Below are 13,854 nucleotides of genomic sequence, written 5' to 3'. Positions count from 1 at the left end.
GGACCCTCGTAAATCGCCGCCTACTCGGCGGCGATTTCGCGTTTGGCCAGCAAGGGCCGCAGGTAATGACCGGTATGGCTGCCCTCGGCTTCGGCGATCTGTTCGGGTGTGCCGGTGGCCACGATCTGCCCACCGCCATCGCCGCCTTCGGGACCGATGTCGATCACGTGATCGGCGGTCTTCACCACGTCCAGATTGTGCTCGATCACCACGACGGAATTGCCGCCGTCGACCAATTCGTGCAACACCTCTAGCAGTTTTCGAACATCTTCGAAGTGCAAACCGGTCGTAGGCTCGTCCAGAATGTACAAAGTCCGACCTGTGGACCGTTTGGACAATTCCTTCGACAGTTTCACGCGCTGCGCCTCGCCGCCCGACAAGGTCGTCGCCTGCTGCCCCACCTTGATGTATCCCAGACCGACGCGCATCAGCGCGTCCATCTTCTCGCGGATCGACGGCACCGCCTTGAAAAACTCCTGCGCGTCCTCGACCGTCATATCCAGGACGTCGGCAATCGACTTGCCCTTGAAGTGGATCTCCAGCGTCTCGCGGTTGTAGCGTTTGCCCTTGCAGGTCTCGCATTCGACATAGACGTCGGGCAGGAAGTGCATCTCGATCTTGATGACCCCGTCGCCCTGACAGGCCTCACACCGCCCGCCCTTGACGTTGAAGCTGAAGCGGCCCGGCTTGTAGCCGCGCGCCTTAGACTCGGGCAGACCCGCGAACCAGTCGCGGATCGGGGTGAAGGCCCCCACATAGGTCGCCGGGTTCGACCGGGGCGTGCGCCCGATGGGCCGCTGGTCGATGTCGATCACCTTGTCGAGGTGTTCCAACCCCTTCACCGTCTCACAGGGTGCGGGCGTCTGGCGTGCCCCGTTCAGTTTCATCGACGCGGTCTTGAACAGCGTTTCGATCGTCAGGGTCGACTTGCCCCCGCCCGACACACCGGTGACGGCCACGAATTGGCCCAACGGATATTCGGCCGTCACACCCTTCAGGTTGTTTCCGGTCGCCTTCACGACCGTCAGCTTTTTCTTGTTGCCCTTGCGTCGTTTGGCGGGCACCGCGATTTCGCGCCGTCCGGCCAGGTAGTCACCGGTGATCGAGGCCGGATTGGCCTGCAGCTCCTCCGGCTTGCCGTGGGCCACGACGGTTCCGCCATGAACCCCGGCCCCCGGCCCGATGTCATAGACGTAATCCGCTTCGCGAATGGCTTCTTCGTCGTGTTCCACGACGATGACCGTGTTGCCCTGATCCCGCAGGTTTTTCAGCGTCGTCAGCAACCGGTCGTTGTCGCGCTGGTGCAAACCGATCGACGGCTCGTCCAGCACATAAAGCACGCCGGTCAACCCGCTGCCGATCTGCGACGCCAGGCGAATGCGCTGACTCTCGCCCCCCGACAGGGTGCCCGCGTTGCGGCTCAGCGTCAGGTATTGCAGGCCCACGTTGTTCAAGAACCCCAACCGCTCCCGGATCTCCTTCAGGATGGCACGGGCGATCTCGTTGTTCTGTTTGGACAATTGCCCCGGCACCGCCTCGCACCAGGCAAGCGCCTCGGCGATGGACATCTGGACCACCTGCCCCACGTGCAGCCGATCCTCTGCCGGGCCGTCGACAGGTCCGATCTTGACCGCCAGCGCCTCGGGCCGCAGGCGATAGCCGCCGCAGGCCGCGCAGGCGCGGTTGTTCTGATAGCGTTCGAATTCTTCGCGCACCCAATTCGAATCTGTCTCGCGATAGCGGCGTTCCATGTTGGGGATCACCCCTTCGAACACGCGCGTCACCTCATAGATGCGCCCGCCTTCGTCATAGCGGAACTTGATCTTTTCCTTGCCGGATCCACGCAGGAACACCTGCTGGACCTTTTCGGGCAGGTCCTTCCACGCCAGCTTCTGATCGAACTCATAATGCTTGGCGATAGAGTTGATGGTCTGCGTGAAATACGGGCTCTTGCCTTTGTTCCAAGGCGCCAACGCGCCCTTGGGCAGGGTCAGCGTGACGTCGGGCACCACCAGCCGCTCGTCAAAGAACAGCTCCATCCCCAACCCATCGCAGGTCGGACAGGCCCCAAAGGGCGCGTTGAACGAAAACAGCCGCGGCTCGATCTCGGGGATGGTGAAGCCACTGACGGGACAGGCGAATTTCTCGCTGAAGGTGATCCGCTCAGCCTCGCCTTCCTTGGGCGCGGTTTCCAGAATGGCGATGCCATCTGCCAGGTCCAGCGCGGTACGGAACGAATCCGCCAGCCGTGTCTCCAACCCCTCGCGTACGACGATGCGGTCGACGACCACGTCGATGTCATGGCGGAATTTCTTGTCCAGCTCGGGCGGGGAATCCAGGTCATGAAAGTCGCCGTCCACTTTCACCCGCTGGAAACCCTGCTTGCGCAGCTCCAGCATCTCCTTGCGATACTCGCCCTTGCGGTCGCGCACGATGGGGGCCAGCAGATACCCGCGCGTCCCCTCCTCCATCGTCATGACCCGGTCGACCATGTCCTGCACCTGCTGCGCCGTGATCGGCTGTCCGGTGGCCGGCGAATAGGGCGTGCCCGCGCGCGCGAACAGCAGACGCATGTAGTCGTAGATCTCGGTCACCGTCCCGACGGTGGACCGGGGATTCTTGGACGTGGTTTTCTGCTCGATGGAAATCGCAGGGGACAGGCCGCTGATGTGATCCACATCCGGTTTTTGCATCATGTCCAGGAACTGCCGCGCATAGGCCGACAGCGATTCGACATAGCGGCGCTGTCCCTCGGCATAGATCGTATCGAAGGCCAGCGACGATTTCCCCGACCCCGACAGACCGGTGATCACCACCAGCTGATCGCGCGGAATATCGACGTCGACGCCCTTGAGGTTATGTTCGCGCGCACCGCGCACCTCGATGAACTTCTGCTCGGCCATGCCTGCCCCCGGAATACGTCAGACTTGATGACATAGGCAGGCGGTCCGCGCTTGCAATGCAGAACGGGCGACTCCTATGAGAACATTTAAGGAACGCTTACCACGTCACCGCATCAGGGGCCAGCGCTGGCCCGCGCCCCGGACCAGAGCGCCAGAAACGCGCCCAGCGCCGAGGCCCCGATCAACAGCCACAGCAATCCGCCCTGCCCCGCCACCGTCCAGACCAGCGCGAAAATCGGCGTGCCGCTGACCGTGCCCAGGTTGCCCAGTTGCGCGACGGCCCCGGTCGCGCGCGCGCGGTCGCCGGGGCTGATGTTCCAGGCAGGGATGGCGGCGAAACTCGCGCCGGGGATCAGCCCCATGAACAGAAAACCGGTCTCGATCCCGCCGGGCACACCCACCAGGTGCGCCAGAACACCCGCGATGGTCCCCAGGTAGCCGACCGCGGCCACGTGGTGCGGGGCGGCCCGCCGACACAGCGCCCCGCCCGCCAGCGTCGATACCAGGGTGATGACCGGCAGGATCGTGCCCAGGGCCGGACGGTCCAACGCTTCGGGCAGAAAGGCAATCGCCGCGATGAACAGGAACGTATAGCAGACGAACCCCAGACCCGGTGCCATGGTGCGGATCTTGCCATAGATTTCTCGGTGAACGGTCACGGGGTTCAGCTGGACCGGCGCGCGGGGCACCCGTGGCACCCGATGCCACAACACCGCCGCCAGGCCGATCAACAATCCGCCATGCAACGCGAACAACAGCGGCAGCCCCCCTGCGGCCAGAAGCCCGGGAAAGATCTGTGCTGAAATCGCCAGCGACGCGCCGAAGAACACGGCCCAAAGCCCCATGACCAAAGGCCGGTCGTTGTCCGCCGCCGCCGCCGCCATCAAGGGCGGTCCCCCCACGACCAGCGCCAGATGCGCCAGCCCCTCGACCCCGCGCGACAGCGCGAACAACCAAAACGGCGGCATCAGCGCCTGTACCAGCGACATAGCCCCGCCCAGCACCAGCCCGGCCAGGAACGTCCGCCCAGGCCCGAACCCGGCGGTAATTCCGCCCGCCATCGGCCCCAGCACCAGCCCCATGATCCCCACAAGCGACACAAGAAACGCCACGGAGGTCACGGGCCGCGCAAAGGCACCGGCCACCTCGACCAGGGTCAGGCTGATCTTGCCGAACTGGGCCGCTGCCAGCAGCCCGCCAAAGAAGACGAGGGCCACCAGCCCCCAATGTGTACGTTCCATGGCGCCTGCCTGACAGGTTGCCGCGCCGAAGACGAGGGGGGCTAGCGTGCGCCCAGGAACATCGGCTTGCGCGCCTCGAAAAAGGCGGTCAGCTGCGCCATCAGGGCGGCGACCGGCGCGCTGCGACGCAGGTCCGGATGGGTCAGCAACCAGATCGGCGCATAGGGCACGCGCGGCGTGCCGGGCACGGGCACCAGCCCCGCCGCCTCTGCCCCGACAGAACAGGACGCCCGCAGAACACCGACCCCGGCCTGCGCCAGGGCGATCGCCACCGGCATGTCGTCGCAGGTCATTGCAACCTCGGCGCTTGGAAACACCTCCGTCAGGCCTGCGGGCCAGGTGCGCGCCCAGGCGGTAAAGCGCAGGACCGGCAACGGGGCCTCACCACGCAAACCATCTGCGTGATTCTGCAGAAAGCCGGGGCTGGCAAAGAACCCGGCGTTCTGCTCGACCAATTTGCGGCCCCACAGGCTTTCGGGCGGGGTGCGGCTGACGCGCAGGGCGACGTCGGCCTCGCGTCGGTGCAGGTCCAGCGGCGTGTTGTCCCCCAGCAGACGCAGCGCGATGCCCGGATGTCGCCGGGCAAATCCGCGTATGTCCTCGGCCAGGGCCACACTGGCCAACAACGGCGGCAGCGTCAGGGTCAGCGGTCCCTGCAACCCGTCCACGCGACCCGCCAACCGCCGGTCCAGCGCCAGTGCCTCCGCCTCCATCCGGTCGGCATGGCGGGCCATCATCGCCCCGTCGTCGGTTATGCGCAGCCCCTCGGGCACGCGATCGAACAGCCGCCGCCCGACCTGCGCCTCGGCCCGCGCCAATTGCCGCGACAGGGTCGCCGCACTGGCCCCCGTGGCCCGCGCCGCTGCCGCCAGACTGCCCCCCCGTTCCAGATCGAGGATCAATTTCAGGGTATTCCAGTCAGCAGCCATACCATGCAGATTTGCACGGGCGGCTTGCACCTTCAATCAATTCCGCAATGGCCCCTGTTCGGATATCCCTGGATCACCCAACCAGAGGACCGCTCACATGACCGCCTACATCACCGTCCAACTCGTCCTGAAAGACGCAGACGTCTTCGCTGACTACCGCAGCCAGGCCAGCGCCGCCCTTGCCAAGCACGGCGGCAAGATCCTCGCCGGAGGCCCCGGCAGCGAGGTGCTGGAGGACACGGGCGCCGGCCCCGCGACCGCCGTCATGGCGGCCTTCCCCGATGCCGAAGCAGCCCGCGCCTGGATCAACGACCCGGATCTGGCGGACGTACATGCCCTGCGCAAGCGCGGGGCGCAGACGATGATCACCCTGCTAGGCGATCTCTGACGTCTAGCCGGCGCCGTTCTCGTAGGTCACGAACTGGATCCGGCCGGGGCGGCCCCAGATCTGAACCCGAACCAACGGAGAGGTCCCGTTCAGAATCAGCCGCTGAATGTTCTTGTCGCCCGGATAGACCGGGCGGCAATCCTGACTGATGATCCCACGGGCAGCCCGGTCGCCGAAGAACGGGTCGATTTCATCGCTCCGATCCCGCCGCCCGAACCGATGCACATTGGCGCGGTCCTGCTGCAGGATCGCGCAGACAGACCCCAGGCGCGCGCCCCGGGAATTGACCACGTCCTGCGGCCCGATCTCCGCGAAATAGTATCCCAACTGCTGCTGCGCCTGGGCGGGTGCCGCGAGGGACAGGGCGGTCAGGGCGATGGCTAACACGGCTTTCATGGCAAACTCCGGTCGGTGACTGCCCCGAACCCTACCGCCCCGCCCCGCAAACGCAAACGGGCCGCCCAAGGGCGACCCGTCCTGCGCAATCCTGCACCGGATCAGAAGTGGATGGCCCGCCCGTCGGCGTCCAGCACGGCCTCGTGCATCATTTCCGACAGGGTCGGATGCGGGAACACGGTATGCGCCAGATCCTCGTCCGTCGTCTCCAGCTGACGGCCGATGACATAGCCCTGGATCAGCTCGGTCACCTCGGCCCCGACCATGTGCGCCCCCAGCAGCTCGCCCGTCTTCTTGTCGAAAACGGTCTTGATCATGCCCTCCGGCTCGCCCAGGGCAATCGCCTTGCCGTTGCCGATAAAGGGGAAACGACCGACCTTGATGTCATAGCCCGCTTCCTTGGCCTTCGCCTCGGTCAGACCGACGCTGGCCACCTGCGGATGGCAATAGGTGCAGCCTGCGATGCTTTCGGGGCGGATCGGATGCACCGACTTGCCCGCGATCTTTTCGGCCACCATGACCCCCTCGTGGCTGGCCTTGTGCGCCAGCCAGGGCGCGCCCGCGATGTCGCCGATGGCATACAGCCCCTCGACCCCGGTGCCGCAGTATTCGTCCACGACCACATGGGTCCGGTCGATTTTCACGCCCAGCTCTTCGAGGCCCAGGTTCTCGACGTTGCCGACGATGCCCACGGCGGAAATCACGGTGTCGAATTCATGCGTGTCGGACTTGCCGCCGGACTCGATGGTGGCGATCACCTTGTCGGCCTTGCGGTCCAGCGACTTGACGGTCGATTTCTGCAGGATCTTCATTCCCTGCTTCTCGAACTGCTTCTTGGCGAACTTGGAAATCTCCTCGTCCTCCACCGGCAGCACGCGATCCATCACCTCGACCACCGTCGTGTCAGCCCCCAACGTGTTGTAGAAGCTGGCGAATTCGATGCCGATGGCGCCCGATCCGATGACCAGCAGCTTCTTGGGCATATGCGGCGGCATCAGCGCGGTCTTGTAGTTCCAGACGCGCTTGCCGTCCGCCTCCAGCCCCGGCAGGTTGCGGGCCCGCGCGCCGGTGGCGACGATCACGTTCTTCGCCGTCAGCTCTTCGGTGCCCTTGTCGGTCTTGACCGAAACCTTGCCCTTGCCTGCCAGCTTGGCCTCGCCCATGACGACGGTGACCTTGTTCTTCTTGAACAGGTGGCCGATCCCGCCCGACAGCTGTTTGGCCACGCCGCGCGACCGCTGGACCACGGCGTCCAGATCATAGTCGATCTTTTCCGCCTTCAGCCCGAATTCCTTGGCGCGGTGCATCAGGTGGAACACCTCGGACGACCGCAGCATCGCCTTGGTCGGGATACAGCCCCAGTTCAGGCAGATACCGCCCAGATGCTCCCGCTCGACGCAGGCGACCTTCAGCCCCAGCTGCGCCGCGCGTATGGCGGCCACATAGCCACCAGGGCCGGAGCCGATCACGATAAGGTCGAAGGAATTGGCCATGTCATGCCCCTTGCGTCGAATTTGTTTAACGTTGAACTAACTGGTCCATGCCAAAAGGTGAAGTGCCCCTTCGATGGCCCAGCCATGCACACAGTGCATAACTCAGGCTGCATTCTGCAACTCTCGCAGAACACCGCCATAGGCGCCGCCCTCCAGAAAAGACAGCTCGGCGCGGCTGCTCTGGCGGCCCAGCGCGGTGTTGCGGAACGGGAACCGTCCGAAATCACGGATGACCTGTCGATGGGCGCGCGCATGCAGCAGGCTGTCGGGGGCCTCCATCCGCAACAGGATCAGGCGCACGGCCCGTTCCTGATCTGTCAGGCTTTCGGAATGTTCGAACGGCAGATAGAAAAACTGCTGCGCCTTACCACCGATGTCCCGGTCCATGTTGCGACTGATCCCGACGCTCGCCACCCGCCGCGCATAGGCGTCGGTGGCAAAGGCCTTGGGCTGACCGCGGAACATGTTTCGCGGAAACTGGTCGCACAGGATCAGCAGGGCCAGCGTGCCGCGCGCAGTACAGCGCCAGCCTTCCAACTTGCGATCGCGTGCCGCTTCCCAGACTGCGGCAAAGCGGTCCCGGATCCTGGCATCCAGGGCGTCGCCCCCCGCATACCATTCCTGTGGTCCACATTCCTCCAGCCAGAAATGCAGAACCTCTTCAGGATCATGCACCATTGAAACTCCTCCCGTTTCCCCTGGCTGCAATTCACGCAGTCTCCTCGTCCTGCGTCAACTGTTCTTCCCATTCATCGACCATTGCGGTGATGGTCACGGGCGTCGTGGCACCCGGTGACATAGCCACGTAGGCCGCTGTCTCGTCGGTTTCCACTGCCGGGCGCTGGGTCATCCGCCAGATGGCATAGCCCGCCAGCGCGGCCATCAGGACGCCGATGAACAGAAAGAACCCCGCAGGGCCCGTCCGCTCCATCAGCCAACCGGTGACAAGCGGCCCGCCGATTGCCCCCAAGCCGTTGACAAACAACAACCTGCCAGAGGCCGAGGCCATATCTTCGGGCGCGAGGAAGTCATTGGTATAGGCCAGCAGCAGGCCATACAGCGGGTTTGCCATGCCGCCGATCAGAAAGGCGGCGCTCAAGGCTCCGGTGAAGCCACCGATCCCCGACATGCCCAGCAGGCACCCCGCCAACCCGACCAGTGCCCCGACGACGACCATCTGGCGGCGGTCGATCTTGTCCGAAAGCCAGCCGATCGGGTACTGAAACACCATACCGCCCAGATAGATGGCCGACACGAACAGCGCGATCTGCGCCGACGTCAGCTTTGCCAAGGCACCGTAAACACCCGCCATACCGAACAACGCCGAAAACACGGCCCCCAGCAACAGGATGCCGATGAACCCCAGCGGGGACACCCGGTACAGTTCCCGGAACGACATCGGCTTTGTCGTCTCGAACGGGGGCACCGGCGTGGCCGACAAAAGGATCGGCGCAAAGGCCAGCGACACCAGAACCGAGACGGTGATGAACAGATAGAACTCGCTCGCGTCGCCCAGGGTGAACAAGGCCTGCGCGGCGACGATCCCGACCATCTGCGCGATCAGGTAAAGCGACAGCGCGCGCCCCCGCGTCTCGTTCGTAGTTGTATTGTTCAGCCAGCTTTCCGCGACGATATAAACACCGCAGAAACAAAAGCCGAGCAGCAGGCGAAGCGCCGTCCAGGCGATCGGATCCACCAACGCCGGATAGAGAATCAGACCCGCACTCGCCAAGGACCCCAGGGCCGCGAACACGCGCACATGACCGACCTTTCGAATCAGATCGGGCACCAATTGCGACCCCAAAAGGAAGCCGGCAAAATAGCTGGCCATCACGATGGACATCGCCCCGGTCGAGAAGCCCTCGATCTCGCCGCGCACACCTAGCAGAGTGCCCTGAATCCCGTTGCCCAGCATCAGCAGGGTAATCCCCAGGAGCAGCGCCCAGGAGTTTCGTAACACGATGAGCATGGCCGACCTCTGAGACACGATTGCTGGGCCGCGCCTACGCCTCGATTCGCGTCAGGTCTAGCACCAAGCCGACACCCCGCGTCTTGCCGCTCAGGTTTTCCCCCAAATTGTGAAAGTCACCTGACAGACTACCCCCAAAACGTGAAAAATCCGTTATGGCAGCAGCAGCGAGGCGTCCCCGTAGCTGAAGAACCGATAGCGGTCCTGAACCGCATGGGCATAGGCCTCCATCATCCGATCTCGCCCCATCAAGGCACTGACCAGCATCAACAACGTGCTCTGCGGCAGGTGGAAATTGGTCATCAACCCATCCGCGACCTGAAAGCGGAAGCCTGGGTAGATGAAGATGTCCGTCTCGCCCCGGAATTCTGTGATCACACCCCCGCGCGCCGCGCTCTCGATCAGCCGTAAGGCAGTCGTCCCTACCGGGATCACCCGTCCCCCATCAGATTTGGTTTTACGAATATCTTCAACCGCTTGGGAGGTGACCTCTCCCCATTCCGCATGCATCTTGTGCGTGGTCACATCCTCTACCTTGACCGGTAGGAACGTCCCTGCCCCGACGTGCAACGTCACCTCGGTAAAGCCCACGCCCCGTGCCCGCAGTGCCTCCAACAGGGGCGCGTCGAAGTGGAGCGAGGCCGTCGGTGCCGCGACCGCCCCGGAATGCCGCGCCCAGATCGTCTGATAATCATCGTTGTCCTGCGCATCGGGCGGACGCTTGGCGGCGATGTAGGGCGGCAGCGGCATCTGCCCCGCAACCTGAAGAACATCATCCAAATCCTTGTCTTCAGTATCAAAAGACAAGGTAACATCCGTCTCTGACTTTGCCAGGACCTGAGCGGTCAACCCGGCGGCGAACACGATATGATCGCCCGCGCGCAGTTTCCGCAGCGGCTTGCCCAAGGCGCGCCAGCTGCCATCCGGCTGCGCCTCCGTCAGGGTGAATTCACACTTGGCGCGGCCCGATCCATCCGTGGTCTGACGCACCCGCTCACCGGTCAGCCGAGCAGGTATCACCTTGGTATCATTCAGGATCAACCGATCCCCAGGCCGCAGCCAGTCGGTCAGATCCGTGACACGCGCGTCTGTGATCACATCCGGTTGCACGACCATCATCCGCGCAGACGACCGTGGTCGCGCCGGGCGGGTCGCAATCAAGTCTTCGGGCAGGTCAAAATCGAAATCGCTGAGTTTCATGCCCTGCCCTTACCCCTCGGGCGGGGGGCTGCGAAAGATGTCGCGAAAAATTCCCGGCGTCAGAATCGACAGGGGATTGACCGAAACCTGCGGCGCTGCAGCCGACCCGTCCAACCGATAGGTGAACCCGAACAACCCCTCATCCCGCCGCGAGAAAAGCGCCCCGAACAGCCCGTTCACCAGATAGATCGGAGAGATGACGCCCTGCATATTCAAAGACTTGTCCCCCAAGTCGTAGGTTCCATCCGCGGTGATCGACATCGACGGACCGACAGCAGATGCGCGGCGAACGGCGATGGATCCGGGGCGCAGGGTGAAGTCGCTTTCGACGGTTTGGAAAAACAGCCCCTCGCCAGTCAGTTGTTCAAGGATTCCCACAACGGAAAGCGCCTGGAGCAGAGAGGCCAACGCGGGGGCATTGCGAACCCGCAGCTCCGACAGACGCAGGGCCCCGTCGTAGGTGCCCGTCTCGCCGGTGGGGCGCAGCGTCATCTGCAAGGCCCCGCCCCGCGCCTCTTGGAACAGTCCGGCAGAGCGCAGAACACCGCCCGCATCCGCCCCGCGAATCTGCACCGTGGCCCCCTGCGGCCCCCCGGCCACAACGCCTTCGATCGGGGTCCCGCCATTGATCTGTCCGGTGAACGATCCCGCACCGCCACGCAACGTCGCGCGCAAATCGGTCAGCGCGATACCTTCGGTAACCGTCAGTCGTGACAGGGAAATGTTGAGCGGGCTACCCTGTCCGCCGCCACCGCCGGCACCGCCCCCCCGCAACAGCGCGCGACGCAGATCGGCACGACCACCGGTGATGTCGATGGCGGGCGGCACCCCCTTGCCCTGCCCGCGCAGAGTCAACGGCCCGGCGAACCAGCCGGTATCGATCTCGGAGAACCGCGCCAGATCCAGGCCGCCCTCCGGCCGGAGGGTTATTGCGCCCTGCGCGCGCAGTCCGGGGGCCGAAAGCGACAGCGCCGTCACCTCCGGCACGGGGCCGAGGACAGCGCCCAGGGCGAACTCCGCGCGCGTTTCGGCGGGTTTGGTCCAGGCGATGGCGGGCAGGCCCACGCGCATGCCCTGCAACGCACTGGTGATGGAGAGTTGCGGGGCCCGACCCTGTGGCAAGATCACGGTGACAGCCACATCCGTCCGACCGCCCAGGTCCAGCGCCGCCAGCGAAATGCCAAGGCGTGTCAGGTCTTCGGGCGCGACACGCGCGGTGCCGGTCACGGACCCCGGCTCCGGCAGGGGGACGGGGGGTGGCAGGGGGGCCTCCGGATCCCGCGCCTCGGTTGCGCGGGGCGGCAGGGCCTGTCGCCAGCGGCCCTCAAAGGGTACTCCGTCGAAGGTAAGGGGCCCAGCCACGGACACCGCCTCGGGCGTGGCGGCAAAGCTGAGGCGATCGGCACGCAGGCTGCGGCCCGGCACGATGCCCGCGCTGGTCACATCGCGCAACGTCGCCTCGACGGCCCAGTCGATATCGGCGGGCGCGTTGCCACGTCTGAGCGGCAGGGTCACACGCACCAACGCATCCGCCTGCCCCTGGGCCACGTCGCGCGATCTCTTCAACCGATCCAACAGGCGCAGAGGGCGATTGTTGGTCAGGGTGAGGATGTCACCTATTTCGCCCGAGGCCCGCAGGGTCAGCTGCCCCGTCGCGGGGCGTTGCGTCGCGTCAAGGATCACGAACGTCGAGGGGCCGACAGCAAGACGCGGCGTGTCTGCCGAAAGGTCATCGTCCGGGCCAAGCGCGGGCACCTGTGCCACATCAATGCGGAGCGCCAGACGTCGGCCATCAAATTGCGCGGCGCCACTGGCCGCTTCGGCGGGCGGCATGAAACGCATGTACCTGACCCGACCCTCTGAAAAGAGGAAATTCGCAAGCACCTCAGGCGGTTGTCCCGGTTCCAGCCGCAACACGCCGGACGCCTGTCGCGCGGTGCCACCCAGCATGTTGGTGGTGAACCAGCGGCGGGCCTGAACCTGAACCGACGGCGGCCAGAGCGCGGTCAACTGCCCCACCGCCATCTCAGGCACGAATAGCGAGAGACTGCCCTGCGGGCCGGTGGGCGTGATCGCGACCTTGCCAGACAGGCGCGCCATGCCAGAAGGGCCGGTGACCATGCCTTGCCCCAAATGCAACGTCAGCGGCGACTGGGTGACGCGCGCCTCCAGGAGGCCGCGATCAAAGGCGACACGGGTTTCGAACATCGCCTCCGGGTCGAGAACCGTCTCGCCCAGGCGAAGTTGCAGGGTGATCGGGCCGGTCACCCCCTGCTCCAGCAGGACCTGCCCCTCGGCCCGTGTGGAAACGGCGTCGGAGCTGGCGACGAGTTCGGTCACCTCTATGCGGTCCGCGCCGGGTCGCCAGGCAAAGGCCAGGGTCGTGCGGTCCAGCGCCAGTGCGGGGCGGTCGATCATCACGGCGTCCCGCGCCTCCAACCGGCCCGTCAGCGGACTGAGCGTCCCCCCCTCGGAGAGGGTCACCTGCGCCGTGGCCGACAACCGCGCCCGCGCCAGGGACAGGGCCGGCACCCCCGGAACCAGCGCAGCAAGCGCCGACAACGGAAGATCGACAAGCGCAATCCGCGCCTGCGCCCCGCCGCCAGCCGCCGCCCGGTTCACCGTCAACGCCAGGTCGGATGTCCGGCCCGGCCCCGCCGGAAGGCGCAGCGTAAGCGTGGCGCGCAGGCCACCGGCCTGACGGCGCAGAACCAATGCCCCCCCGGTCAGACGCTGTGCGATCCCGGTAATGTCGTCGCGCAGGGCAAGGTCGATGTCGGTCAGGCGCACATCGGTCAACTGCGTCAGAACCGGCGTCGCCAGAACCCGGTCCAGCAACGCCAGCGCCGCGCCGGGACTATCCGGCAGGGCACCGCCGCCCCCGGCACCAAGCGACAGGCTGAACCGTCCTTCGGCATCGCGGGCGGCGTTCAGGCCCAACCCCTCGAAGTCGATCACCTGCGGGCGCAGGTCGCCCGCCAGCAGGCTGCGTCCATCCAGGGTGACACGGGCAACCGGCAACGCAAGGACATCGGTGTCATCGCGGCGAAGGACGGCGTTGCGGATCCGCAGGCGCAGCGCCTGAGCCTGCAGATCGTAGGCCAGCGCCACGTCACCGATCGTCAAACGCGCGTCGATCAGATCCCGGTTCAGGCGATCCTCGATCCGCTCGACCGCCCATACCGGAAAGGCCACTGGCCCACGCGTCAGCCGGTAGGCCGTGCCGATCGCCAGCCCCAGCAGGATAAGCCCAAGATACAGCCCGCCCCTGAGAAGGACGCGCGTCTTGCGGGGTTTGGCGGGCAACTCGGTCATGCGGGTCCTGGGGGCAATGG

Annotated in this window: 10 protein-coding genes; 1 reads left to right on the top strand and 9 read right to left on the bottom strand. The window is 65.3% G+C overall.

Going from position 1 to position 13,854, the window contains the following annotated elements:
- Positions 1-20: 20 nt before the first annotated feature.
- The 3 genes from uvrA to K3551_RS10595 form a co-directional block, all read right to left on the bottom strand.
- Positions 21-2,903 (bottom strand): excinuclease ABC subunit UvrA, encoded by a 2,883-nt coding sequence (uvrA, locus tag K3551_RS10605; protein WP_259913075.1) that lies wholly within the window; start codon positions 2,901-2,903, stop codon positions 21-23.
- Positions 2,904-3,016: 113 nt separating this feature from the next.
- On the bottom strand, positions 3,017-4,144 hold the full coding sequence (locus K3551_RS10600; protein ID WP_259913074.1) for an MFS transporter: 1,128 nt from the start codon (positions 4,142-4,144) through the stop codon (positions 3,017-3,019).
- Between the two features lie 41 nt (positions 4,145-4,185).
- Complete coding sequence (locus K3551_RS10595) at positions 4,186-5,073, bottom strand: LysR family transcriptional regulator (protein WP_259913073.1); 888 nt, start codon at positions 5,071-5,073, stop codon at positions 4,186-4,188.
- Between the two features lie 97 nt (positions 5,074-5,170).
- Here K3551_RS10595 and K3551_RS10590 point away from each other — a divergent pair, with 97 nt between their 5' ends.
- Positions 5,171-5,461 carry a DUF1330 domain-containing protein gene (locus K3551_RS10590; protein ID WP_259913072.1) on the top strand — a complete coding sequence of 97 codons (291 nt, stop codon included), beginning with the start codon at positions 5,171-5,173 and terminating at the stop codon, positions 5,459-5,461.
- Between the two features lie 3 nt (positions 5,462-5,464).
- On the opposite strand, the gene K3551_RS10585 is transcribed toward K3551_RS10590, so the two are convergent.
- The 6 genes from K3551_RS10585 to K3551_RS10560 form a co-directional block, all read right to left on the bottom strand.
- Positions 5,465-5,857 (bottom strand): hypothetical protein, encoded by a 393-nt coding sequence (locus K3551_RS10585; protein WP_259913071.1) that lies wholly within the window; start codon positions 5,855-5,857, stop codon positions 5,465-5,467.
- A 101-nt stretch (positions 5,858-5,958) separates the two neighbouring features.
- Complete coding sequence (gene lpdA, locus K3551_RS10580) at positions 5,959-7,350, bottom strand: dihydrolipoyl dehydrogenase (protein WP_259913070.1); 1,392 nt, start codon at positions 7,348-7,350, stop codon at positions 5,959-5,961.
- 102 nt (positions 7,351-7,452) lie between these two features.
- The gene (locus tag K3551_RS10575) at positions 7,453-8,028 is read right to left on the bottom strand and encodes a DUF924 family protein (protein ID WP_311199723.1); all 576 of its coding nucleotides are present in this window, start codon (positions 8,026-8,028) and stop codon (positions 7,453-7,455) included.
- Between the two features lie 31 nt (positions 8,029-8,059).
- Positions 8,060-9,319, bottom strand: a complete 1,260-nt coding sequence (locus K3551_RS10570) for an MFS transporter (RefSeq protein WP_259913069.1) — start codon at positions 9,317-9,319, stop codon at positions 8,060-8,062.
- A gap of 153 nt (positions 9,320-9,472) precedes the next feature.
- On the bottom strand, positions 9,473-10,519 hold the full coding sequence (gene queA, locus K3551_RS10565) for a tRNA preQ1(34) S-adenosylmethionine ribosyltransferase-isomerase QueA (RefSeq protein ID WP_259913068.1): 1,047 nt from the start codon (positions 10,517-10,519) through the stop codon (positions 9,473-9,475).
- 9 nt (positions 10,520-10,528) lie between these two features.
- On the bottom strand, positions 10,529-13,834 hold the full coding sequence (locus K3551_RS10560; RefSeq protein WP_259913066.1) for an AsmA-like C-terminal region-containing protein: 3,306 nt from the start codon (positions 13,832-13,834) through the stop codon (positions 10,529-10,531).
- Between the last annotated feature and the right edge of the window lie 20 nt (positions 13,835-13,854).

Origin of the sequence: Jannaschia sp. M317 (genome assembly GCF_025141175.1) — a bacterium.
Classification (GTDB): Bacteria; Pseudomonadota; Alphaproteobacteria; order Rhodobacterales; family Rhodobacteraceae; genus Jannaschia.
This window is presented reverse-complemented; position numbering and strand designations above follow the sequence as displayed.

What these genes read in the sequence shown, in the direction of transcription:
- uvrA (WP_259913075.1), bottom strand. Translation starts at nt 2,903, where the DNA reads ATGGCCGAGCAGAAGTTCATCGAGGTGCGCGGTGCGCGCGAACATAAC.
- K3551_RS10600 (WP_259913074.1), bottom strand. Translation starts at nt 4,144, where the DNA reads ATGGAACGTACACATTGGGGGCTGGTGGCCCTCGTCTTCTTTGGCGGG.
- K3551_RS10595 (WP_259913073.1), bottom strand. Translation starts at nt 5,073, where the DNA reads ATGGCTGCTGACTGGAATACCCTGAAATTGATCCTCGATCTGGAACGG.
- K3551_RS10590 (WP_259913072.1), top strand. Translation starts at nt 5,171, where the DNA reads ATGACCGCCTACATCACCGTCCAACTCGTCCTGAAAGACGCAGACGTC.
- K3551_RS10585 (WP_259913071.1), bottom strand. Translation starts at nt 5,857, where the DNA reads ATGAAAGCCGTGTTAGCCATCGCCCTGACCGCCCTGTCCCTCGCGGCA.
- lpdA (WP_259913070.1), bottom strand. Translation starts at nt 7,350, where the DNA reads ATGGCCAATTCCTTCGACCTTATCGTGATCGGCTCCGGCCCTGGTGGC.
- K3551_RS10575 (WP_311199723.1), bottom strand. Translation starts at nt 8,028, where the DNA reads ATGGTGCATGATCCTGAAGAGGTTCTGCATTTCTGGCTGGAGGAATGT.
- K3551_RS10570 (WP_259913069.1), bottom strand. Translation starts at nt 9,319, where the DNA reads ATGCTCATCGTGTTACGAAACTCCTGGGCGCTGCTCCTGGGGATTACC.
- queA (WP_259913068.1), bottom strand. Translation starts at nt 10,519, where the DNA reads ATGAAACTCAGCGATTTCGATTTTGACCTGCCCGAAGACTTGATTGCG.
- K3551_RS10560 (WP_259913066.1), bottom strand. Translation starts at nt 13,834, where the DNA reads ATGACCGAGTTGCCCGCCAAACCCCGCAAGACGCGCGTCCTTCTCAGG.